Genomic DNA, 23,499 nt, shown 5'->3' with positions numbered 1-23,499 from the left:
TTCCAGTTAACGCCATTAAAGCTTGTTAAACATTAAGACGATTATTGATAGATTGCATCTTTTTATGATGGATAAATAAGGGAGGAGATCATCAAAAGCAGAGTGAGTTGCTCAAATAAATTTAGCTAATTGTGCTGTTATGTGGATAAAAAAAGATCACACCACGACCATTTTATGGTGAAGCGTGCAAGCTTAGGCACAATGCGAATTACATATAAAATGAGTGTAAGAAGTGCTTTTTCTGTGTATGCAAGCAATTTGTTATTATTCCATTGATAAACAAGGGATATTCTTTGTGTATAAAAAATAAAAAGTCTTTTTATACAATATGTTGAAAATTAATTTGTATCAAAAATACACAGAGAAAATTATGTGATCTACTTTACCCTTTTGCGGCAAGGTGTTAAATTGATCACGTTTCCAACAATTCATTTGAAAAAAAATTTAAACATATCTTTATCTATTGCTAGTGGGTGCTGGGGTTTCCCAGATTTGTCGTTTAGTTATTCAGCCAGGCGTATCCCTTGTATCTCTATATTGAAACTTTAAAACAGAGACTTGATGCGATAAACCAACTTCGGTTAGATCGCGCAACAGCGTCAATGGATGAAACCTTTTGTAAGGTTTACAGCCTGCTGCCTGTCTTGTTTCATTATCATCACCCAATGATGCCTGGCTATATAGAAGGTCATGTTCCCCACGGCGTTTGTTTCTTTACCCCAGATAGTGACCAACAAATTTGGTTGTCTCAATTCGAAAAATACCTCCCACAAGCAGATAAAGCGAACGGTGAATTGCCGATTACTGGTATTTATTCGATGGGCAGTACTTCGTCAGTAGGGCAAAGCCAATGCTCTGATATTGATATTTGGGTTTGCCATCCTGCATGGCTAGATAATGAAGAGAAACGCTTACTACAGAAAAAATGCACACTGATAGAACAGTGGGCAGCTTCATTAGGCATCGATGTCACCGTATTTTTAATTGATGAAAATCGTTTTCGTCACCACGCCAGTGGTCATATTGGCGGTGAAGATTGTGGTTCGACACAACATATTTTATTGCTGGATGAATTTTACCGTACCGCAGTACGCATGGCGGGTAAAAGATTGTTGTGGACGATGGTGCCTGTTGAAGAAGAACAGCACTATGATGAATATGTTATGGCTCTCTATGCACAAGGTGTATTAACGCCGAATGAATGGCTCGATCTTGGCGGCTTAGGTGAATTGTCTGCCGCTGAGTATTTCGGCGCGAGTTTATGGCAACTTTATAAAAGTGTCGATTCGCCGTATAAAGCGGTTTTAAAAAGCTTATTACTCGAATCTTATTCATGGGATTACCCTAAAGGTAAATTGCTAGCCTTAGAATTTAAACGTCATCTGCATGCAGGTGAGATCGTCTGTTATGGTTTAGATTCCTATTGTTTAATGTTAGAACGCGTTACTCGTTATTTAATTGAAATCAATGACACTACCCGTCTAGATTTAATTCGCCGCTGTTTCTACCTTAAAGTTTGTGAAAAACTCTCCGAAGATGACGCTGAAAATACCTGCTCAGGTTGGCGCCGTGACGTGCTCTCTCAGTTAGTTGAATCGTGGGGTTGGGGGGCAGAACGTTTAGCGATGCTTGATTCACGTAATCAGTGGAAAATTGAGCAGGTCCGCGAAGCCCATAACGAATTACTCGACACGATGATGCAAAGTTACCGCAACTTAATTCGTTTTGCTCGTCGTAATAATTTAAGTGTCAGCGCGAGCCCACAAGATATTGGGGTGTTGACCCGTAAGTTATATGCCGCATTTGAAGCTTTGCCGGGCAAAGTGACATTAGTGAACCCGCAAATTACCCCTGATTTAAGTGAACAACATCTCACCTTTATTTATGTGCCTGCGGGTCGTGCAAACCGTAGTGGTTGGTATCTTTATAATCAAGCACCGCATATTGAAACCATCATTGGTCACCAACCATTAGAATATAACCGCTACTTAAATAAATTGGTCGCTTGGGCGTATTTTAATGGGTTGTTAACTGAAAATACTCAAGTGTATATGCACCATGGTAAATCTCAGTGTGATGAGAAAAAATTGCTTGAGTTGATGCACGATGTTTCAGGGCATTTCCCGATCCGTTTACCGGCTCCAACACCAAAAGCCTTATATAGTCCTTGTGAAATTCGTCATTTGGCGATCATTGTCAATTTAGAGAATGATCCAACACAAATCTATTCTGATCAGGTGGTTCACTTTGATTTCAGAAAGCTGGATGTCTTTAGTTTTGGTGAAGAGCAACGTTGCTTAATTGGCAGTATTGACCTGCTGTATCGCAACTCATGGAATGAAGTGAGAACACTGCATTTTAGTGGTGATCAGTGCATGTTAGAGGCGTTAAAAACCATTTTAGGTAAGATGCATCAAGATGCAGCTCCACCTGATGCAGTTGAAGTCTTCTGCTATAGCGAGCACTTACGTGGTTTAGTGAGAACTCGTGTGCAACAACTGGTATCTGAGTGTATTGAATTACGTTTATCTAGCAACCGCCATGATCCAGGTCGTTTTAAAGCATTGCGTATTGCTGGGCAGACATGGGGTTTGTTCTTTGAGCGTTTAAACGTTTCTGTGCAAAAATTGGAAAATGCGGTTGAGTTTTATGGGGCGATTTCTCATAACAAACTGCATGGTTGGCCTGTTAAACTAAATGCAAAAGAAGAGCACCACTTACCTGCGGTGGTTGATGGTTATGCGAGCGAAGGGATCGTGCAGTTTTTCTTTGAAAATACCGCCGATAACACAGGGTTTAATATTTATGTGTTAGATGAAGCCAATCGGGTTGAAATATATTCACATTGTGAAGGCTCAAAAGAAGATCTGGTGCGTGATGTCAGCCGCTTCTACTCATCGTCTCACGACCGTTTTACTTATGGCGCTAATTTTATTAACTTTAACTTGCCGCAGTTCTATCAAATCGTGAGCCAGCAAGGCAAAAGCCAAGTGATACCCTTTTCAGGGGGAACTTGGCCTTTTGATATCGAAAAAGATGATGACTCAGTGGAGGTAAAGTCGATTGAGCCATCACCTCAGCACCAAGCACACTACTATTAATCAATAATTAAAAAGTAAACGGCTCACCACTTTGAAAAGCGATGGCTTGCGCTAACATGTCAGTAAATCGCTGGCCTGAGCGGTCACATACCCAATGATTATCTTTATAATCATAATGATAACCGCCTTGTTTGGTGGCTAGCCATATTTGATGAAAAGGTTCTTGTCGATTGATGATGATCTTGCTGCCATCTTCGAAACTGAGCGTCATTACACCGCCATTTGTCTCGCAATCAATATCAGCATCGCCATCATAGTTATCCAAATGTTCTTCAATGGATGACATCATTGTGTCTGCAAGTTGGTGAAATTCACTGTCATTCACGGTTAAATTCCTATCTGCTCAAATAATTTGCTAATAGAAATTATAGGGGGGAAAGTGGATGAGGGTCAATCAGCCCTTTTTCAGGTGGTTATCACATTGTGGATAGGGAAGAAAATCACATTTCAATTGATGAACAATAGTGATTTGCACAAGCACACCTGTTAATCTGTTAGCTATATTCAGACGTCAAAAGTATGTATTACAGGCGAAACATCATGAAAAAAAGTTTAGTTGGGCTATCTGCGTTTATTATTTTATTGTCACTTTCAGGTTGTGGTTTAAAAGGGCCTCTTTATTTTCCACCTGAAGAACAGGCGACACCGACAAAAACGTCAGATGTAGAGCCTAAAACGCAAGACAATACGGCGACACAATCGCCTGCATCAGTATCAAATCCTCAGTAAGCTGCTGCGATGGAGCGGAATATGCAATTTTCTAAAATGCATGGCTTAGGTAATGATTTTATGGTGGTGGATGGCGTCACACAGAACGTCTATTTTTCCCCTGAACTGATTAGCCGTCTTGCGGATAGGCATACGGGTGTTGGTTTTGATCAATTGTTATTGGTTGAAGCGCCTTATGATCCTGATTTAGATTTCCATTATCGTATTTTTAATGCAGATGGCAGCGAAGTTGCACAATGTGGCAACGGTGCTCGTTGTTTCGCTCGCTTTGTGCGACTTAAAGGGCTAACCAATAAACAGAAAATTAAAGTTAGCACGCAAGCTGGGCGTATGGTTCTCACTGTGAATGATAACGATGATGTGTGTGTCAACATGGGTGAGCCTGAGTTTGAGCCTCAGAAGGTTCCATTTCGTGCCATCAAAGCGGAAAAAACCTATATCATTCGTGCATTAGAACGTACAGTGTTATGCGGTGTCGTTTCAATGGGTAACCCTCACTGTGTGATCCAAGTTGAAAGTGTGCACACTGCTGAAGTGGAAATTTTAGGGCCTGTATTGGAAAGTCATGAACGCTTTCCTGAGCGCGTCAATGTCGGTTTTATGGAAGTGGTGAATGCAAACCACATCCGTTTACGTGTTTATGAACGTGGTGCTGGTGAAACGCAGGCGTGTGGTAGTGGGGCTTGTGCTGCGGTTGCGATTGGTATTCAACAAGGGTTGCTGGCAAACCGTGTTAAAGTCGATTTACCGGGTGGTTCACTCGACATCAGTTGGGATGGCCCAGGCACACCATTATATATGACTGGCCCAACTAGCCATGTGTATGATGGGGTTTTACAGCTTTAGTGATTAAGAGGTTAGAATGGATAAAACGAAAATTGCATCAGAAAGCCTTCATCAATTAGATGAGCGCCAAGTGTTGCAGTACTTACAGGAACAACCTGATTTCTTTATCCGTAATGCCTCGATCGTTGAGCATCTTCTGGTTCCACATGCTATACAGGGGGCGATTTCGCTCCCTGAAGCAGTGATGAACCGCCAACGTTTAAAAATCAAACAACTGGAGCAAGATATTCGTTTCATGGTCGAGCAGGCACATGAAAATGGTCAGTTATTTGATGAACTCTTATACTTAGTGATTGACATGTCGATGGCTGAAAGCCTGAGTGGCATGCTAACCGCACTAAACCGTTGGGCTAAAAAGCTAGGTTTATCAGGTGCCTCCGTACGCTTATTTAGTGATTGTTGGCGTCTCTCTGCGCCTTTGGATGCACAAGCGCTAGTGGTATCACGCAGTGCATTTGAGTCCATACGTATTCAACGCTTTGGTGATAGAACTAATTATTTAGGGCGTTTAAATGGCCCAGAAATACAATTATTGTTACCTAATGCGACCAATGTAGGGTCAGTATCTGTTTCTTTATTTGGGCATCATGGTGAGTCTGGCATGGTCATTTTTACGAGTCGAGACCGTGACCATTACCAATCTGGAATGGGTACTGTGATGTTAGAAAAAGTTGCCCAAATCTTACCGAGGTTGCTATGTCGATGGATAGAACGCCTCTAGCTACTCAGCCTCAAGGGCTGATGATCCAAGTCGAATCATTTCTACGTTATTTACAGGTTGAGCGTCGACTGAGCCCTGTCACCATTACTAATTATCGGCGCCAATTAACCACCGTCGTTGGGATGTTCAATGAGATGAAAATGACGCAATGGCAGCAATTAGATACGGCAAAAGCACGTAATGTTGCCGCGAAAAGCCGTCGAACAGGGCTACAAGCAGCAAGTATGGCATTACGTCTATCTGCTTTACGTAGTTTTTGCGATTGGATGGTTCAGCAAGGGGAGCTCCCTGCCAATCCTGTAAAATCGGTGCACGCACCTAAAGCTAAAAAACGGCTACCAAAGAATATGGATGTCGATGAAGTTGCACAATTACTGAATATGGACAGTGGCGATCCGTTAGTCGTTCGTGACCGAACCATGTTAGAAGTGATGTATGGTGCGGGGCTACGTTTGTCTGAATTGGTTGGCTTGGATGTCCGCCATTTAGATTTGGCCACTGGTGAAGTTCGAGTGATGGGAAAGGGTAGCAAAGAACGTAAGATCCCCATGGGCAAAACCGCAGTGAGCTGGTTAGAGCGTTGGCTGGAGATGCGTGAATTGTATGATCCAGAAGATGATGCCGTTTTTATTTCTACGCAAAGTGGTAAACGTATTTCTAATCGTAATGTACAAAAACGCTTTGAACAGTGGGGCATCAAGCAAGGGGTGAATAGTCATATCAACCCTCATAAGTTGCGCCACTCATTTGCAACACATATTCTTGAATCAAGTGGTAATTTACGCGGTGTGCAAGAGCTACTCGGTCATGCAAATCTATCGACAACACAAATCTATACACACCTTGATTTTCAGCATCTGGCAAACGTCTATGATGTAGCTCATCCCAGAGCAAAAAGGGAGAAATCTTAATGCATTTTTACCGTCCGTTATCACCGATCCAAGCGATGACCTTTGATTTGGATGATACTTTATATGATAACCATCCGGTCATTGATAAAACGGAAGAAGAAGTATTACGTTTTGTCCGTGAATATGACCCGCGATTTAATCATTTTACCAATGATGACTTATATACCTTTCGCAATATCGTCGCAGAGCAAGAACCTGATATTTGCCATGATATTACGCGTTGGCGCTGGTTATCATCAAAAATGATGTTCTGCCACTATGGTTATAGCCGTGAACAGGCTCAAAAAGGAGCCGATGACATTATGGCTCATTTCACCTACTGGCGAAATCAAATCAATGTGCCTGAAGAAACTCATCAAATATTAGCGCAATTGGCTGAAAAATTACCGCTGGTGGCGATCACTAATGGTAATGCAGAACCCAGCGCATGTGGGCTTGGGCAATATTTTCAGTTTGTATTAAAGGCCGGCCCTGATGGTCGTTCGAAACCGTATTGTGATATGTATCGGTTGGCAGCGCAAAAGCTCGAACTGGAGCCACATGCTATCCTTCACGTTGGTGATAACTTACTGACGGATGTTGAAGGGGCTATTCGTAGTGGTATGCAAGCGTGCTGGATCAATAGTGACAATAAAACGTTGATGAAAGAAAAAGATGTCCGTTTATTGCCACATGTTGAAATTTGTCGATTGGCTTCTTTGTTGTCGCTGGTATAATCATTTTTCTGTATATAAACACAGTGATTGATTTCGCTGTTTAGCTTAATGGTACTTATGGACGTCTCTAATCTGCTCGAAGGTCTTAATGATAAACAGCGTGAAGCGGTTGCTGCTCCACGTACCAATCTCTTAGTTCTTGCAGGTGCAGGGAGCGGTAAAACACGTGTGCTAGTGCATCGTATTGCTTGGTTGATGGCCGTTGAGCATGCGTCACCGTTCTCGATCATGGCGGTTACTTTTACCAACAAAGCGGCAGCAGAAATGCGCCATCGTATCAACCAATTGATTGGCTCGAGCGAAGGTGGCATGTGGATTGGCACCTTTCACGGCTTGGCGCACCGCCTATTACGTCAGCATTATTTGGATGCAGGGTTACCGCAAGACTTTCAGATTTTAGATAGTGATGACCAATATCGTTTGATCCGCCGTTTACTCAAAGCCATGAATCTAGATGAAAAGCAATGGCCGCCACGTCAGGGTATGTGGTACATCAACGGCAAAAAAGATGAGGGGCTACGTCCTCAACATATTGAAAGCTATGGTAATCCAGTTGAAAGCACTTGGTTGAAAGTCTATCAAGCCTACCAAGAGGCATGCGATCGTGCAGGTTTGGTAGATTTTGCCGAGCTACTATTGCGCGCCCATGAACTGTGGCTGAACAAACCGCATGTGTTACAACATTATCGTGAGCGTTTTACCAATATATTAGTGGATGAGTTTCAGGATACTAATAGCATTCAGTATGCGTGGATCCGTGTTTTAGCAGGTGAAACTGGCAAAGTGATGATCGTGGGTGATGACGATCAGTCAATTTACGGCTGGCGTGGTGCACAAGTCGAAAATATTCAGCGCTTTTTAAATGATTTCCCCGGCGCAGAAACCATCCGCCTTGAGCAAAATTACCGTTCTACCAACAATATTTTGAAAGCAGCTAACGCCTTGATCGCCAATAACAGCGATCGTTTAGGTAAAAATTTGTGGACTGAAGGCGGCGATGGCGAGCCGATTTCCCTCTATTGCGCGTTTAACGAACTAGATGAAGCACGCTATGTGGTGAGCCGCATCAAACAATGGCAAGAAAACGGTGGTGCACTGCAAGATTGCGCCATGCTATACCGTAGCAACGCCCAGTCACGTGTATTGGAAGAGGCACTGATCCAAAGTGCAATGCCATATCGCATCTATGGTGGTCAACGCTTCTTCGAGCGCCAAGAAATCAAAGATGCTTTGTCATATTTAAGGTTAATTGCTAATCGTAACGACGATGCATCCTTTGAACGGGTCGTTAACACACCTACTCGAGGCATTGGCGATCGCACCTTGGATACTGTTCGTCAAACCGCTCGAGACCAGCAACTCACGCTATGGGAAAGTTGTGAATACTTATTGCGTGAGCAAGTACTGGGTGGTCGCGCAGCAGCGGCGATTGAGCGCTTTTTAGAGCTAGTTGATGCTTTAGCCAAAGAAACCCAAGAAATGCCATTACATGTGCAAGCGGATCGGGTGATTAACGACTCTGGCTTGCGTGCGATGTATGAGCAAGAAAAAGGCGAAAAAGCGCAGGCGCGTATCGAGAACTTGGAAGAGCTAGTCAACGCAACGCGTGATTTTAGTTATCAAGACGAAGATCAAGATTTGATGCCATTACAGGCGTTTCTTTCTCATGCGGCTTTGGAATCGGGTGATGGTCAGGCTGATGTACATCAAGATGCGGTTCAGCTGATGACATTACACTCAGCAAAAGGTCTTGAATTTCCAATCGTATTCATTGTTGGCATGGAAGAAGGCATGTTCCCAAGTCAAATGTCGATGGATGAAAGTGGTCGTTTGGAAGAAGAGCGCCGTTTAGCCTACGTGGGTATTACACGTGCGATGCAGAAGCTGACGATCACTTACGCAGAAAGTCGTCGTTTATATGGTAAAGAAGTTTACCACCGACCATCACGCTTTATCGCTGAACTGCCAACAGAGTGTGTGGAAGAAGTGCGTTTACGTGCAACGGTTTCGCGCCCTGTAAATCATCAGCGTCTTGGCACACCAATCAGTCAGAATGATTCAGGCTATGCATTAGGTCAACGTGTAGTTCATCCTAAATTTGGTGAAGGCACCATTATTAACTTGGAAGGTAGCGGTGAGCATTGCCGTTTACAAATTGCTTTTCAAGGTCAGGGCATTAAATGGTTGGTGGCATCGTATGCACGGCTGGAGAATGTGTAGTTTTTGATTATGCGAAAAAATTAGGTAATTATAATAAAGGCTCACTTTTATAAATAAATTTGAGCGTTTATTATATGCTTAGTTATTATTAACTATTAAATAAATAATTTCATTTGATAGTTTCTTAATATATAAAATAAAAATTTGTTTAGGGCTATTTTTATGCGTATATTGACTTTTGATCTTGAGTGATATAACTCAATGTTTTCACCATAAAAATAAGGGAATGAAATGGATTTTAAAAAAGAAAGTATGTATAAAGATTATAAGAAAAGTTATAAGGAAATAAATAATAAACATTTTGATTATAAAGATGCTATGGATTTGGCAATTAAAGAGTTACGTTTAGAACTTAAAGAGTTAATGTCTAATCGTTATATTGGCGGTCATGATAATAATGCCGATCTGATTAAATATATGAGTGACTCTTTGGAGAGAATGGATTTTGAAAGAAAAACGATGTCGAGTCATGTAAGTCATCATCGTCGTTCATTAAAAAAAGTGGCTACAGGCAAAGAAGAATTAACACGTTTTGAAAATCCAATAAAAAGTTTTAGTGTTGATTTCACACTCGATACTATTACAGATAAATTTTCTCCTAAGACATGGAATGCTGTCATGCAAGCGAAAATGGCATTTGAAGGTCTAAAAGATGAGCTACGTAATGCAGATATTAATTATGATTCAGATGCTGCTAAATTTAAGGGAAGCTCTATACCTACAGAGTTTGTGCAACTTAGTGAAAATATGTCTGGGTTTAACAGCCCTTCAGATGGCGTGAGTGCTTCTTCAAGTGAAGTAACCCTGCAAGTATCAACATCACGTCAACATTTCTGTGCTGGTCGCACGGCATTTTGTGGTGTAACTCATTAATTATTAAATAATACAAACTCATTTGAATTAAAGATGCTCATTATTCTATGAGCATCTTTTAGTGTCTTTTTTATGGATGGTTACTTTGATTTAAGAGTCTAATCATCAAGATTTAAGTTTTTAATTTTAAATTTTCCACTCAGTAACGTATAAAATCATACCGAAAAACCTTTCTCGTATTTATCATGTCATTGAATAACTTAATTGATTCTCTCGCCACTAATGGGTGGTATGTGTGGGATGACTTTGTGACCCCTGAACAACGTCAGGCAATCAAAGATTGCATCCCTGAAATTGCATTGCAAGATGCGCGTATTGGTAATAAATCGTCATTACAAGGTAATAAAACCATTCGTGGTGATCAAACGGTGTGGTTAGAGCCTGAAATGGGCGCACCTATTACGCAATATATGAATAAAATGGACTCTATTCGCGAGGAGTTAAATCGTCAGTGCTATATGGGGCTGCGTGATTTTGAAACCCATTTTTGCCGTTACCCTAACGGCGCATTTTATAAAAAGCATATTGATAACTTCCAAGGCCAAGGGATTCGTAAAGTCACTACGGTGATCTATTTAAACGAAGAGTGGCAGTCAGGTGATGGTGGTGAGCTTGTGGTGTATGACTTGCAAGACCAAGAGCTCTTTCGGCTCGATCCATTAGCTGGGCGGATGATTGTATTTATGTCTGAAAACTTTCCTCATGAAGTTTTGCCCACTCAGAAAAAGCGTGAAAGTATTGCCGGTTGGTTTTTAACTGAAAAAATACTTTGACCCTTATCTCACAAAGCCACCCCGAATAGGGGTGGGCTGATACAGATATTCTCCTTGGCAATATTAATGCCTATCCTATAAAAAATATGTAATTGTTAAGAAAAATAATTTAATTTTCTTTTTTATACAAATAATAAATTATTATTAAAATTATCGCTATGTTATTTTAGTCTTAATTAATCAGATGGAGATGCTCATGGTTTAATTTTTAATTCAACGGTTTGAAATATCATGTCATGTATTTATAGCTTAAGTGTAGGTTGGTGTTGATATAACTATATCAATAGCTATTTTATTGATTTTTAATTTAATAAATAAAGAAAACTTCTAAGTTAATAAGGTGAAGTACTATGAGTAATTATAAAGAGTCAGTCAATGCAGAATGGAATAATTCATGGAGTAACGTTCAAAAAGCTATAGATACTTTAGAAAATACTATTCTTGAATATGAAGATAGTCCTAGTTTGTATAATGAAATGTCGAATGGTATGGATAAGATTTGGGGATTTCTATCTTCTCGCCATCAGGAAAGTACTATGTTAAATGGAATACATGAAAAACCGGATTTTGAATCTGTTTCTGATGAAATGTTCGGGATTAGCATAAAATGGATTAATAATAAATATCAGGTTTTTTTGAATGTGAGCGGTCATGATATCAATCTAGCGGATGAGGCTGCATTACAGGCTGTATTAAATGTCCTATTTGGGCCAGGTGAAGAAGAATTGACTACAAATGTAATGGCTTTTGGGAAAAGTATTGTGGAATATATAGAATCAAGCAATAAACGATATGAGTCTCTTAACCCACAGCCAATTGATGTATCATTTTTGCTTGAGAACATTAATGTAGGAAGCACGAATGACATAACCACCGGCTATTACAGATATAATGAAAATGCATTAGCTGAACATTATGATTTCTTTAGTGTTAAATAACGGATATAAAAAATACTGCTATTAAATGATGGTATTAGCTTTGAAAGATTTTGTTTATTGTTGATATAAATGGGCGGTCTTTTTATAATAATAATTAAATATTATTATTTATCATGAGTTTAAAACTATGATACTGCTTTCTTAATATATTTTGGTTTGTGATTTTTAAATTAAAATTATTCTCAAGGTGATTGATATGGCGGGAAATGTAAGCAACACTCCTCAAGCGCGCCAACATAGTTTAATTTGTAAATGAAAATCATAATAACATAAGCTATTTAATATATTCGTCATACTTAAAGTTGCACATGCTGTTATTAATCATATGCAACTTATTTTTATTTACAACTAAGCAATATGCACCGTTTTACCGCCAATAATCGTGCGTAAAACTTTCACATTTTCAATATCGTCTGCTGGGATCTCAAATACATTACGATCAAGCACGATCATATCAGCAAATTTACCTGCTTCGAGTGATCCAATCACATCTTCACGATGCTGCGCAAATGCAGAATCAATCGTTGCAGAGCGCAGTACTTCGATCACGCTCATATCACGGTCGTTATCCAAGCGTGGTGCAGGTTGACCATTGATATCACGACCACGACGTGTCGCTGCCACTTTTAGATCATACCATTCGTCAAAATCATCGATTGGCCAGTCACTCCCAAACGCCACGACTGCACCTGCATCGATAAATTTTGCGATCGGTTCTAGTTGCTCAAAACGCTCTTCACCTAACATATTGCGCTCGAAAGCGGCTAATTCAGGTGTTGGTGCTGCCCATTGGAACGACAGGCAAGCAATGGTTTTTAAACGAGCAAAACGTTCATAATCTTTTGGATGTACTAATTCGTTATGCGCAAGCCCTGGGCGAATGTCTTTTTCTGGATGTGCCGCACGCATTTTTTCAATCGCATCAAGAACGATAGAAACTGCGCCTTCGCCAACGGTATGCAAATGCGGATCATAGCCAGCCGCGGCAATTTTTTCCATTAACTCATCGAGGATCTCAGCTGTGAAATAGAGGTCACCATAGTTATCTGTTTCAACCCAATTTGGTGCGCTATCATTGCCTTTGTTAATACGATACGGCTGTAACAATGAAGCGGTCATGGTTGGGTACTGTAAAACACCATCAACAAACATTTTTATATTGCGTAAGCCGATACCCGGTGCTGGCGTCCAATCGGCTTGGTGCCATTTTTTCGCAAAGGCAACCGCCTTATCAACGGCAGCAGCGACCGCAGCCACATTCGGTGTCTCGTCAGGGGTGATTTCACGAGCAGCTTGGAAACGTAATGTCAGTTCGTTACGGCGCTGTAATTCAGCGAAAGCTTCAAGCTGTTGTTCTGAAACACGTGCATCCATCACCGTGGTGACGCCTTGCTGATTAAGAACTTTTTGTACTAGTTCAGCAACTTCAACCGCTTGGTCATCACGAATTGAGGGAATACTGTCAGCTGCACGCATTGCAGGGGCATCTTCTAAAATACCGTTCAGCTCACCATTGTCATATTTACCAATTTTACCATCTGGTGGCTCAGGCGTGTCTTTGGTGATCCCAAACAGTTCTAATGCACGGCTATTTGCAAGTAGTGTATGGCAGTCATTAGAAAACAGCACCACAGGGCGATTGGTTTTCAATTTGTCCATGTCTTCGCGGTACATGTCGATACCCGCAGGTAACATGCCTTGACGAAGCCAAGCGGTGACTTTCAACCAATCATTTTCCCCTGTACGAGGGTCTTTATCTAAATGATCTTGGACGCGTTGTAAGATTTGTTCAATGGTTAGCGACTCATAGTTGAGGTGGCAACCAAACAGTTGAATACCGCCCCAAAATGGGTGCATATGACCATCGATGATGCCAGGCATCATCATTTTGCCTTCTAAATCGATACTTTCGGTTTCTGGCCCCACGTACTGGTGCAACGCTTCTGAAGTACCACTCGCGATAATATAGCCATCTTGCACGGCAATGGCATCTACAACGCTATCTTGTTGATCGGCGGTGTAGATATAACCGTTGAAGTAAATGACATCAGCAACTTTATTATTCATTTCTATCACAGTCTTTATCAGGGGGCTCAAGCAGTATGGAGCCGAAAGAAAAAAGCAACGGGGGAGACAATGGCTCCCCCGAGTTAATGATTATCGAGAACTTAGTTGATAATCATATTCGTCTCATCATCCGAAATTGCCGGAGGACGACGTTTGAAACCATGCGTGAGTAAGGTTAAATAAATAGCACCTGCCGCCAGCCAACATAGGCCAACCGTAAAGGCTTCTTTATCTAAACTTGTCCATAGCCATAAAGTCAGTATGACACCAATTGACGGCATAATCAGGCAAGTAATTAACTTTTTACCACTTAAGGCTTCTTTGCGGTCAATGTAGAAGTGCTTAATCACTGACAAGTTTACAAAGGTAAATGCAATCAATGCGCCGAAGCTAATCATTGATGCTACCATACTTAATGACAGAACCAGCGAAAGCAGTGAAGCAATAGCGACAAAAATAATTGAATACACAGGGGTATTCAGCCTTGGGTGCAGGTAAGCAAAGATCGAGCGCGGTAACACCCCATCACGACCCATAGCGTAGAAAATACGCACGATACTGGCTTGTGAGGTCATTGCTGAAGCAAATACACCAATCACATAGGCAGTAATAAAGCTAGATGCCATCATTGCGCCACCCACTTGCTTCATCACTGCAAGGCTAGCCACATCGGTATTTGGGATAAAATCTTGCCACATCGGATAGCTTAAATGTGCGCTATAAGAGATAACCACAAACAGTGTGCCGGCAATAAATACCGTGTAGATAATGGCTTTTGGCAGTGCGCTACGTGCATCTTTGGTTTCTTCGGCCATGGTTGAAATAGCATCAAAACCTAAGAAAGCCAAACAGAGTACAGCGGCTCCAGCAAATAGCCCAGGCATTTGGTCTGAAGCTAATGTAATAGGCGCTAGCAGTGCATCGGTATCTAATACAAAGTTAGTTTTAAAACTAAGATATAAGAACACGGCAATAAAGACGATTTGCATTGCAATAATCAGCATATTCATCGAAGAGACCAATTTGATCCCTAAAATATTCATTAAGCTGACAATCGCAATAGTGCTACAGATAATCACTGGCATCGGGATATTTGGGAAGGCTTCGTGAACGAAGATCCCAATGGCGATGTAGTTAATAATCGGTAGAAATAAGTAGTCAAGCAATTGCGCCCAACCGACTAAGAAACCGAGTGTACCACCAAATGTTTTTTGTACGTACGAATAGGCTGAGCCAGCAAGCGGTAGCGCGCTGGTCATACGACAATAGCTCATAGCAGTAAATAGAACGGCGGCTAGTGTGACAAGATAAGCGATCGGCAAATGGCCTTCACTTAGCACTGTAACTTGCCCATAGGTGGTGAAAATCCCGAGTGGCACCATATAAGCCAACCCAAAGAAAACTAACGCAGGCGTGGTCAGTACACGTTTCATTTGAACGGTATTCTGTTGCATTTTTAAGCCCTTCCCAAAAGCCTTTAACAACCATCAACTCTTATATAAGAGTGAACCTTGCATGTAGCTGACCCGTTATACTTCGAACCATAGCTTACTGTATCCGAAATAATGGAGGGCTTATAACATCGGTCATAATGCTACATTATTGTATTAAATTAAATTTTAGAACCGACCTGTATTCAATTTCAGAAAACCTCGCACCAGGACATCATTAATATATATGTCATCGTGCGCACTTTAATGAAACGTCAGTGATGAATCGGACCATCACCATCCGCTGGGGTGAATACAAGCGGCGTACAATATAGTGATGATGCGTTTATTACGCAATCATTTATTTTAAAAAATAAAAATATTATGCTAATTCAAAGGGTTGATTTTATTTCTGAGGTTAATCAGAAGCGGATTTTAGATAAGGTTCATCATAACGGATTTTTTGATTAAATCAATAGTTGTAAAATGGATATAGTTATTTGATTTTTATGGTTATTATTTATTTTTAGCTAATGATGGTTAAAACTCTAGTTAATTGCAGAAGATTATTTCTTTAAGGGAAATGATAATGATTTATTTTAACCAGAAATAAGCTATTTAAAATTAATTTAGTTTAAAGTTGTCTGGTAATGTTTTATTTATTCACAAAATAGATAAAGTAAACTAATAATTACTGTTCCATAAAATGAAACTTGGCTCTTATTATTAAACTAATAAGAGCCATATTAGTAAAGTATTAAGCTGCTCTTCTCAACTTTTGTTGAGTATACAACGCATCTAAGGTAAACAAAATTAATGCAACCCAAATAAAGCCAAAGGTCACCAATAGCTCAGATGTCATTTGCTCGCCGTAGATAAATACTGCCAGAAGGAACATGATGGTTGGGCCGAGATATTGGAAGAAACCCAGCGTCGATAACCGCAGGTGGTTTGCTGCCTCTGTAAATAGCAAAAGTGGCACCGTGGTGATAACGCCTGCGAGGATCAGCAAGATATTTAAATGCCAATCATTCATCATCATATTGCTTGTCGGACTATCAGCAAAGAATAGTAAGAAAATGACCCCAACTGGCAACAACCATAATGTTTCGAATGTCATACCAATTTGTGCATCAACGCCTAACTTTTTACGTAATAAACCGTAGGTTGCAAAAGTGACGGCTAGACTCAACCCGATCACGGGTACTGACCCAAATTGCCATAACTGGATCAAAACACCGGTTAGTGCTAATCCTACTGCAATCCATTGCATGCGACGGAATCGCTCTTGCAAAAATAGCATGCCAAATAGCACGTTAACTAATGGGTTAATAAAATAACCTAAGCTGGCCTGTAGCATGTGTCCATTGTTAACGGCCCAAATATAAATTAGCCAGTTGGAAGCAATGGTGACAGCCGTTGCACCCAATACAAGGATTTTCTTTGGGTGTTTTAACACTTGGCGCATATAGCTCCAGTGTTTGGTGGCAGTTAATAACACCAACATAAAGAAAAATGACCAGATAATACGGTGAGTCAGTATTTCTTCTGCCGGCACTTGTTGGATCGTTTTAAAATAAATGGGGGCGACACCCCAAATTAAATAGGCTCCCAAGGCACATAATACGCCCTTGGTGGTATTTTGCTGGCTCATTATTGACTCTGAATAGATGACTAAAGGTAATGTGATTCCGAGATATTGAGCCTAGTTATGAGTAGGCTCAATTTATGATTCAATAATGTGACATTGTGCGGGTTTTTTTACAAGCTATTAGTTTACCAAGTAACTAAATTTTTACTTTTTGTTTTCATCCAATCAGATAAGTTGCCGTTGCTGTCGCAATGTGTTGATTACGTTCATTGTGTAATTCACAACGGGTGACAGCGATTTTATTACCATCTCGCAGCAAGCTAGCACTCGCTGTGAATGTTTCACCGCGGCCGGGGCGTAAGTAGTCAACTCGCAAGTCGATTGTGCCCATTTTTGACATTTTATCGGCAATATCTTGATGTACTAATGGGGTGATGCGCTGGAGGATCCGATTAATGCAAACCATTCCCCCTGCAACATCTAGAATGGAAGCAATAACACCGCCATGTAGGATGTTTTGGGTAAAATTACCAATCAGCTCGGGTCGATTATCAATTGTTAATTGGACAAAATCATCGGTCATATGAGCCAATTTAATCCCCAAAAGGTGATTAAAAGGCATCTTATAGATAAACGCATCACTCATGAGCTTGGTAGCTTCTTCTAATGTGTAGGTACGGTCATTCATCTTCAATCCTTTTCATCCTTTAAAAATGTGAATAATAAGTTATCACTATGTATAAAATATGTCTCTAACAAAGCAATGAATAATCTTTCAGCAGGCATCAAAATTTGCGTGTAGAATGAAATGAAATTTACATTTGAGCTTATTTCAAAATAGGAATGATAGGATGCGCGTTCTTTATAAATTACTTGGGGCTGTATTCTGTTTTTGGTCTGTTTCATTGGTTGCGGCCGAAAATACTGATATAGCATCCTCCACAGAAGCCAACCATAACTCCCCTGTCCGAGGGAGTATCATTTCCGGGTTGTTGCAAAATTATGATAATCCATTTGTCCTGTACCCTTACGAATCAAACTACATTATTTACACTTATACCTCATCAATGAACAAAGAAGCGATCAAAAGTTATGATTGGGGTAAAGATGCATTGCATGATGAAGTGAAATTCCAACTGAGTTTAGCCTTCCCTTTATGGCGTGGGATTGCAGGGGATAACTCAGTGCTAGCGGCATCCTATACTCAACGTTCTTGGTGGCAATTAAGTAATAAAAAAGAGTCGTCACCATTTCGTGAAACTAACTATGAGCCGCAAGTCTTTATTGGCTGGGCAACAGATTATCAGCTAGGCGGTTGGACACTACGTGAGCTCGAAACAGGGTTTAACCATGAGTCAAATGGTCGTTCAGATCCAACATCACGTAGCTGGAACCGTATTTATGCACGCGCAATGGCACAAAATGGCAATTGGCAAGTTGATCTGAAACCTTGGTATCGCCTCCCTGAGAGTGACAGCAGTGATGACAATAAAGACATCACTAAATACATGGGCTATTATCGCTTAAAAGTGGGCTATGCGCTGGGTGATAGTGTGATCAGCGCAACAGGTCGCTATAACTGGAATACCGGTTATGGGGCAGCAGAGCTTGGCTGGAGTTACCCAGTTTCTAAGCATGTTAGGCTCTATACCCAACTGTTTAGCGGTTATGGTGAATCGATGATTGATTACAATTATCGGCAAACACGCTTTGGTATTGGTGTAATGCTGAATGATATGCTTTAGTCACTAGCCGTTATTTGCTAGCATGACGAATTAAACCCGCTACTTATCATTAGCTGCTCGATTGGGCAGCTATCTGTTTGTAATTTGAGGATCCGCGTGTCTACTGCTGAAGTGATCTCCCAATTGTCACTGGCTGAAAGCATACTCAACAGTACTTTCGGTTATCAATCTTTCCGCCCTGGGCAGGAAGCGGTTATTCATGCCATTTTAGATAACCGTGACTGTCTGGTATTAATGCCTACAGGTGGCGGTAAGTCCTTGTGCTATCAAGTTCCCGCACTGGTTAAAGAGGGCGTGACTTTAGTGGTTTCTCCGCTGATCTCTCTGATGAAAGATCAAGTTGACCAACTTTGCTTACATGGTATTCGCGCTGCCTGCTTGAATTCATCTCAGACCGCTCAAGAACAGCGAGAAGTGATGGAGTCATGTGCTCGTGGTGACCTTAAATTACTGTATGTTGCACCTGAACGGCTATTAACAGATTATTTTCTGAGTCAGCTAGCGAATTGGAAAATTGGCTTACTTGCTGTTGATGAGGCGCATTGTATTTCACAATGGGGTCATGATTTTCGTCCTGAATATCGTGCGTTAGGTCAGTTAAGGCAACATTTCCCCGATGTGCCTGTGATGGCGCTTACTGCGACAGCCGATGAAACCACGCGCGCAGACATCGTTCGTTTATTAGATCTGCATGATCCTTTAATCCAAGTTAGCAGCTTTGATCGGCCCAATATTCGTTACACCTTAGTTGAAAAATACAAGCCGCTCGATCAGCTATGGTTTTTTATTAAAGGGCAAAAAGGTAAAGCGGGTATTATTTACTGCAATAGTCGTAGTAAAGTGGAAGATACCGCGGAGCGTTTGCAAAAACGGGGCTTGAGCGTTGCAGCTTATCATGCAGGGCTAGATAGTCAGCAACGTGAGTGGGTACAAGACGCTTTTTTAAAAGATAACCTGCAAATAGTTGTGGCAACGGTTGCCTTCGGTATGGGGATTAACAAATCCAATGTACGTTTTGTTGCCCACTTCGATATTCCACGTAATATCGAAGCGTATTACCAAGAAACAGGTCGAGCAGGGCGTGATGGTGTCGAAGCTGAAGCAGTTTTGTTTTATGATCCTGCCGATATGGCATGGTTGCGCCGTTGTTTAGAAGAAAAACCTGTGGGCATACAACAGGATATTGAACGCCATAAACTTAATGCGATCGCGGCATTTGCAGAAGCACAAACTTGCCGTCGGCTTGTTTTACTTAATTATTTCGGCGAAAACCGACAGACCCCATGTGGTAACTGTGATATTTGTTTAGATCCACCAAAACAATACGATGGGCTGGTGGACGCGCAGAAAGCTCTTTCATGTATTTATCGTGTTGGTCAGCGTTTTGGGATTGGCTATATTGTTGAAGTGTTGCGTGGTGCGAACAACCAACGCATTCGTGATTTAGGTCATGATAAATTACCTGTTTATGGTATTGGTAAAGATCAAAGCAATGAGCATTGGGTGAGCGTGATCCGCCAATTAATCCATCTTGGCATGATCACACAAAATATCGCGCATTTTTCTGCTTTACAATTAACTGAGGCTGCGAGGCCGATATTACGTGGTGAAACGACATTGCAGCTTGCCGTTCCACGTGTATTAGTGACAAAAAGCCGTAATCAGCAAAACAAAGTTTATCGAGGCAATTATGATAAGAAGTTATTTGCTAAGCTACGCAAACTACGTAAATCTATTGCTGATGAAGACAACATTCCGCCATTTGTTGTATTTAATGATGCTACGTTGATTGAAATGGCAGAACACTGCCCAACCTCTCCTGTGGAATTATTATTAATTAATGGCGTGGGAGAGAAAAAACTAGAGCGTTTTGGTGATGCTTTTATGGCATTAATCCGAGATCATCTTGAAGGTTATGAATGACGAAAGGATAGCCACAATGACCCCTGAAAAGCTAAAAGAGAGTTGGTTAAACCGAGAAGTGCAATTTTCTGCATTTACCAACGGGCCTCTTTTAGATTTTTGGCTGCAACGTGAAGAGGCTGAGTTTTTGGGGGTTGATGGTTTACCGATCCGCTATGTACGTTTTACTTGTTCTCAACATGACAAAGCTATTGTCATCTCGCCTGGGCGTAGTGAAAGCTATGTCAAATACCCTGAAGTTGCTTATGATCTTTATCATCTAGGTTTTGATGTCTTTATTATTGATCATCGTGGGCAAGGACGATCGGGGCGCATGTTAGATGACCCACAAAAAGGTCATGTTGAAAAGTTCACTGACTATATTGATGATTTTGCGAAGTTTGTTGAACTTGAAGTGCAATGTCGGCATTATCTCAAATGTTATGCTTTAGCCCACTCAATGGGTAGTGCTATACTTGCAGGTTATTTATTGCGCGATAAGGTCACATTTGATGCCGCCGCATTGTGTGCACCGATGATTGGCATTAATTTACCCATACCACATTGGTTGGCGAGTTTTATTGTCGAAAGGGCAGAATCACACCCTAGTGTGCGCACGGATTATGCTGTTTCGACAGGCAAATGGCAGCCATTACCTTATTTAATTAATGTCCTGACACACAGTCAGGAGCGTTATCGGCGCTATTTACGCTATTACGCTGATTACCCTGAATTACGCCTTGGCGGCCCCACCTACCATTGGCTAAAAGAAAGTTTTGCGATTGGTGATGAGCTAATTGCTAAAGCGGGAGAAATTGATGTACCACTGATGCTGTTAGAAGCCAGCGAAGACAAAGTGGTCAGCAATCGAGAGCTACAGGCTTTTTGTCAAAGTCGGCAAAAAGCACAAATAGGAAGAGAAGAAAAATTACCCCTCGTCATCGAAGGGGCACACCATGAAATCCTGTTTGAAGTGGATGCACTGAGAGCCATGGCTCTGAATGCTATCTGTGATTTTTTTGAGCAGTATTAGCTAGGAATTAAGTATGAAATATCCTGTTGTTGCTTCTGATTTGGACGGTACACTTTTATCCCCCAATCATGATTTAACCCCTTTCACCAAGGAAACATTGAAACAACTCGTTGATACACAAGATATCCATTTTGTGTTTGCCACGGGCCGTCACCATGTCGATGTGGCACAAATTAGAGATGGACTTGGTATTGATGCTTATATGATCACCTCCAATGGTGCACGAGTGCATAACACCAAAGGTGAGCTGATTTTTAAGCACAATGTTGATCCCGATATCGCTCATGAGCTGTGTTTAATGGAATTTGATCACCCAGATCTGATCACCAACTATTATGGTGGTGATGACTGGTTTATTAACCGTGAAAGCCCAGAGCAGAAAGAATTTTTTAAAGAATCCGTCTTCCAATATAACCTATTTGATCGCCACAATTTTGATACTTCAGATGTGTGTAAGGTGTATTACACCAGTGAAGATCACGATATGTTGGTTGATCTGCAACATCGCATTCGTGAACGTTGGCAAAATCGCGTCAATGTGACTTTTTCGCTACGTAGTTGCCTTGAAGTGATGGCTGGAGTGGTGTCAAAAGGTGAAGCTTTACAGCAAGTTGCTGCGCTCCAAGGCTACCAAGTTCATGATTGCATCGCATTTGGTGATGGCATGAATGATAAAGAGATGCTCACTTTATCAGGTAAAGGCTGCATCATGGATAATGCACATCAAATGTTAAAAGATGAGCTGCCTCAGCTGGAAATTATTGGCTCGAATGCTGATGATGCGGTGGCGCATTATTTACAAAAAGTTTATTTAGCAAAATAAATTGCATTATTAATTAAATAAAAGCAGAGGAAATAAAAAACTCTGCTTTTTTTATTTTTTATGCTAATAATAAAATTGAAAGCATATAAATATTGAATTTTTAATATCCATAAAATGGGTGTAATTTAGTTTTGCTTGTTTTTTATACAGGCTAAATTAGCATTTACACATTATAAGGAAATAATATGGATATAGAAAAAATAGTAAAAGACATCCGGGAAAGTGCAGAAAAACTTGATAATTCTACTTATTTGTATGAAGACGCGGTTAACCAATTAGCTGAAAAAGCAGCGGCAGCATTTAGTGATACTGCTAATGAAGCTAATGTAGAGGATTTTGAGTTTTTTAATGCGATAATGAGGTATATTCAACGTGATTTAAATGAAACTAAACAGTTTTTTAATTTAATTTCAATGAAACAAAATATATTTATCAATGCGCTTGAAGAGCATGATATGGCCTTTGTGCAATTTAATATTGCTCAAGAAGATCAGCTTCGACGTCAAACTGGTGATTTACAAATATCACTCTCTAAATATGAACATTTAAATAAATTCAAGGAAAGTTTGGGCGATATGTTAGATGATTATCAAGAGCCTTATTGCGGGCTTCTTGTTGAAATGCAATCATTAATCGAATCAAGACATAACTTATTGGATGAGCTTCAAAAGTTTAACAATGACCTTGAACCAATCAGAGCTATTCTCGATATGTCGATATCTACAGGAAAAGTCCCCCGTGACCTTGTGTTAGGGGATATTACACATGTGTCAGTTGAAGTAGGTGATGGCCTTTCAAGCTATATCAATGCACTAGCACCAATAGAAGATGGTGTCAGCAATAGCAACAGAGATACTTCATTGGATGTGTTTTTACCTCAACAATTGTGCCACGTTAAGCCATAGACTTGGTTTATTAGTAAGGTGTGTTCTACACCTTACTAATTCACAATTATCTCTATTTCTACAACGAATGTGAAAAAATGTGCGGAATTGGCAATAAAGTCAATTTTCCTATTCTTTCTGCTTAAAAGTCGCATTAAACTATCTAGCAGTTGTCTGCAAAGCCCAGCCTATAGCT

The 23,499-nt window shown here is 40.7% G+C and carries 20 protein-coding genes; 15 read left to right on the top strand and 5 right to left on the bottom strand.

The features are described 5' to 3' along the window. Positions 1-524: 524 nt before the first annotated feature. Positions 525-3,101 carry a class I adenylate cyclase gene (locus AC3Z9T_RS13225; protein ID WP_490126577.1) on the top strand — a complete coding sequence of 859 codons (2,577 nt, stop codon included), beginning with the start codon at positions 525-527 and terminating at the stop codon, positions 3,099-3,101. A gap of 7 nt (positions 3,102-3,108) precedes the next feature. On the opposite strand, the gene cyaY is transcribed toward AC3Z9T_RS13225, so the two are convergent. Beyond that, positions 3,109-3,426 (bottom strand): iron donor protein CyaY, encoded by a 318-nt coding sequence (gene cyaY, locus AC3Z9T_RS13220; protein ID WP_490126576.1) that lies wholly within the window; start codon positions 3,424-3,426, stop codon positions 3,109-3,111. A gap of 215 nt (positions 3,427-3,641) precedes the next feature. Here cyaY and lptM point away from each other — a divergent pair, with 215 nt between their 5' ends. The 9 genes from lptM to AC3Z9T_RS13175 all read left to right on the top strand — a co-directional run bounded on the left by lptM (position 3,642) and on the right by AC3Z9T_RS13175 (position 11,828). Beyond that, a complete protein-coding gene (lptM, locus tag AC3Z9T_RS13215) occupies positions 3,642-3,830 on the top strand; it encodes an LPS translocon maturation chaperone LptM (protein ID WP_490126575.1) in 189 nt (62 codons plus the stop codon). Positions 3,831-3,851: 21 nt separating this feature from the next. Next, the gene (gene dapF, locus AC3Z9T_RS13210) at positions 3,852-4,676 is read left to right on the top strand and encodes a diaminopimelate epimerase (RefSeq protein ID WP_490126574.1); all 825 of its coding nucleotides are present in this window, start codon (positions 3,852-3,854) and stop codon (positions 4,674-4,676) included. A gap of 16 nt (positions 4,677-4,692) precedes the next feature. After that, the gene (locus AC3Z9T_RS13205; protein ID WP_490126573.1) at positions 4,693-5,397 is read left to right on the top strand and encodes a DUF484 domain-containing protein; all 705 of its coding nucleotides are present in this window, start codon (positions 4,693-4,695) and stop codon (positions 5,395-5,397) included. Then, positions 5,379-6,308: a tyrosine recombinase XerC gene (gene xerC / locus AC3Z9T_RS13200; RefSeq protein ID WP_490126572.1), complete on the top strand. Its 930-nt coding sequence runs from the start codon at positions 5,379-5,381 to the stop codon at positions 6,306-6,308. Before AC3Z9T_RS13205 ends, xerC begins: the two co-directional genes overlap by 19 nt. After that, positions 6,308-7,024 carry a 5-amino-6-(5-phospho-D-ribitylamino)uracil phosphatase YigB gene (yigB, locus tag AC3Z9T_RS13195; protein WP_490126571.1) on the top strand — a complete coding sequence of 239 codons (717 nt, stop codon included), beginning with the start codon at positions 6,308-6,310 and terminating at the stop codon, positions 7,022-7,024. Before xerC ends, yigB begins: the two co-directional genes overlap by 1 nt. Before the next feature lie 57 nt (positions 7,025-7,081). Beyond that, the gene (gene uvrD, locus AC3Z9T_RS13190; protein ID WP_490126570.1) at positions 7,082-9,244 is read left to right on the top strand and encodes a DNA helicase II; all 2,163 of its coding nucleotides are present in this window, start codon (positions 7,082-7,084) and stop codon (positions 9,242-9,244) included. A 231-nt stretch (positions 9,245-9,475) separates the two neighbouring features. Beyond that, positions 9,476-10,117 carry a hypothetical protein gene (locus tag AC3Z9T_RS13185; RefSeq protein ID WP_490126569.1) on the top strand — a complete coding sequence of 214 codons (642 nt, stop codon included), beginning with the start codon at positions 9,476-9,478 and terminating at the stop codon, positions 10,115-10,117. Between the two features lie 185 nt (positions 10,118-10,302). Then, positions 10,303-10,890, top strand: a complete 588-nt coding sequence (locus AC3Z9T_RS13180; protein WP_490126568.1) for a 2OG-Fe(II) oxygenase — start codon at positions 10,303-10,305, stop codon at positions 10,888-10,890. Positions 10,891-11,240: 350 nt separating this feature from the next. After that, on the top strand, positions 11,241-11,828 hold the full coding sequence (locus AC3Z9T_RS13175; protein WP_490126567.1) for a hypothetical protein: 588 nt from the start codon (positions 11,241-11,243) through the stop codon (positions 11,826-11,828). Positions 11,829-12,176: 348 nt separating this feature from the next. Here the strand turns inward: AC3Z9T_RS13175 and AC3Z9T_RS13170 are convergent, their stop codons facing one another. The 4 genes from AC3Z9T_RS13170 to AC3Z9T_RS13155 all read right to left on the bottom strand — a co-directional run bounded on the left by AC3Z9T_RS13170 (position 12,177) and on the right by AC3Z9T_RS13155 (position 17,604). Then, positions 12,177-13,895 (bottom strand): amidohydrolase, encoded by a 1,719-nt coding sequence (locus AC3Z9T_RS13170; protein ID WP_490126566.1) that lies wholly within the window; start codon positions 13,893-13,895, stop codon positions 12,177-12,179. A gap of 101 nt (positions 13,896-13,996) precedes the next feature. Beyond that, on the bottom strand, positions 13,997-15,349 hold the full coding sequence (locus AC3Z9T_RS13165; RefSeq protein ID WP_490126565.1) for an APC family permease: 1,353 nt from the start codon (positions 15,347-15,349) through the stop codon (positions 13,997-13,999). A 733-nt stretch (positions 15,350-16,082) separates the two neighbouring features. Beyond that, on the bottom strand, positions 16,083-16,979 hold the full coding sequence (gene rarD, locus AC3Z9T_RS13160; protein ID WP_490126564.1) for an EamA family transporter RarD: 897 nt from the start codon (positions 16,977-16,979) through the stop codon (positions 16,083-16,085). Between the two features lie 154 nt (positions 16,980-17,133). Further along, positions 17,134-17,604, bottom strand: coding sequence for a thioesterase family protein (locus AC3Z9T_RS13155; protein ID WP_490126563.1), 471 nt, complete (start codon positions 17,602-17,604; stop codon positions 17,134-17,136). A 163-nt stretch (positions 17,605-17,767) separates the two neighbouring features. On the opposite strand from AC3Z9T_RS13155, the gene pldA reads away from it, so the two are divergent. The 5 genes from pldA to AC3Z9T_RS13130 all read left to right on the top strand — a co-directional run bounded on the left by pldA (position 17,768) and on the right by AC3Z9T_RS13130 (position 23,324). Next, positions 17,768-18,661 (top strand): phospholipase A, encoded by an 894-nt coding sequence (pldA, locus tag AC3Z9T_RS13150; protein WP_490126562.1) that lies wholly within the window; start codon positions 17,768-17,770, stop codon positions 18,659-18,661. Positions 18,662-18,757: 96 nt separating this feature from the next. Further along, positions 18,758-20,584: an ATP-dependent DNA helicase RecQ gene (recQ, locus tag AC3Z9T_RS13145; protein WP_490126561.1), complete on the top strand. Its 1,827-nt coding sequence runs from the start codon at positions 18,758-18,760 to the stop codon at positions 20,582-20,584. Positions 20,585-20,600: 16 nt separating this feature from the next. Next, complete coding sequence (gene pldB / locus AC3Z9T_RS13140; RefSeq protein ID WP_490126560.1) at positions 20,601-21,596, top strand: lysophospholipase L2; 996 nt, start codon at positions 20,601-20,603, stop codon at positions 21,594-21,596. A 13-nt stretch (positions 21,597-21,609) separates the two neighbouring features. Next, positions 21,610-22,419, top strand: coding sequence for a sugar/pyridoxal phosphate phosphatase YigL (yigL, locus tag AC3Z9T_RS13135; protein WP_490126559.1), 810 nt, complete (start codon positions 21,610-21,612; stop codon positions 22,417-22,419). A gap of 185 nt (positions 22,420-22,604) precedes the next feature. Next, entirely contained in the window at positions 22,605-23,324 is a 720-nt protein-coding gene (locus AC3Z9T_RS13130) for a hypothetical protein (protein ID WP_490126558.1), read from the top strand. The last annotated feature ends 175 nt before the right edge of the window (positions 23,325-23,499 follow it).

The organism is Providencia sp. 6390 (genome assembly GCF_058148425.1).
The sequence above is the reverse complement of the archived record's forward strand: the minus strand, read 5'-3'. Positions and strand labels throughout refer to the sequence as shown.

Excerpts from the sequence above, each read along its gene's own strand:
- lptM (WP_490126575.1), top strand. The coding sequence starts at position 3,642 with ATGAAAAAAAGTTTAGTTGGGCTATCTGCGTTTATTATTTTATTGTCA.
- dapF (WP_490126574.1), top strand. The coding sequence starts at position 3,852 with ATGCAATTTTCTAAAATGCATGGCTTAGGTAATGATTTTATGGTGGTG.
- AC3Z9T_RS13205 (WP_490126573.1), top strand. The coding sequence starts at position 4,693 with ATGGATAAAACGAAAATTGCATCAGAAAGCCTTCATCAATTAGATGAG.
- xerC (WP_490126572.1), top strand. The coding sequence starts at position 5,379 with ATGGATAGAACGCCTCTAGCTACTCAGCCTCAAGGGCTGATGATCCAA.
- yigB (WP_490126571.1), top strand. The coding sequence starts at position 6,308 with ATGCATTTTTACCGTCCGTTATCACCGATCCAAGCGATGACCTTTGAT.
- uvrD (WP_490126570.1), top strand. The coding sequence starts at position 7,082 with ATGGACGTCTCTAATCTGCTCGAAGGTCTTAATGATAAACAGCGTGAA.
- AC3Z9T_RS13185 (WP_490126569.1), top strand. The coding sequence starts at position 9,476 with ATGGATTTTAAAAAAGAAAGTATGTATAAAGATTATAAGAAAAGTTAT.
- AC3Z9T_RS13180 (WP_490126568.1), top strand. The coding sequence starts at position 10,303 with ATGTCATTGAATAACTTAATTGATTCTCTCGCCACTAATGGGTGGTAT.
- AC3Z9T_RS13175 (WP_490126567.1), top strand. The coding sequence starts at position 11,241 with ATGAGTAATTATAAAGAGTCAGTCAATGCAGAATGGAATAATTCATGG.
- AC3Z9T_RS13170 (WP_490126566.1), bottom strand. The coding sequence starts at position 13,895 with ATGAATAATAAAGTTGCTGATGTCATTTACTTCAACGGTTATATCTAC.
- AC3Z9T_RS13165 (WP_490126565.1), bottom strand. The coding sequence starts at position 15,349 with ATGCAACAGAATACCGTTCAAATGAAACGTGTACTGACCACGCCTGCG.
- rarD (WP_490126564.1), bottom strand. The coding sequence starts at position 16,979 with ATGAGCCAGCAAAATACCACCAAGGGCGTATTATGTGCCTTGGGAGCC.
- AC3Z9T_RS13155 (WP_490126563.1), bottom strand. The coding sequence starts at position 17,604 with ATGAATGACCGTACCTACACATTAGAAGAAGCTACCAAGCTCATGAGT.
- pldA (WP_490126562.1), top strand. The coding sequence starts at position 17,768 with ATGCGCGTTCTTTATAAATTACTTGGGGCTGTATTCTGTTTTTGGTCT.
- pldB (WP_490126560.1), top strand. The coding sequence starts at position 20,601 with ATGACCCCTGAAAAGCTAAAAGAGAGTTGGTTAAACCGAGAAGTGCAA.
- yigL (WP_490126559.1), top strand. The coding sequence starts at position 21,610 with ATGAAATATCCTGTTGTTGCTTCTGATTTGGACGGTACACTTTTATCC.
- AC3Z9T_RS13130 (WP_490126558.1), top strand. The coding sequence starts at position 22,605 with ATGGATATAGAAAAAATAGTAAAAGACATCCGGGAAAGTGCAGAAAAA.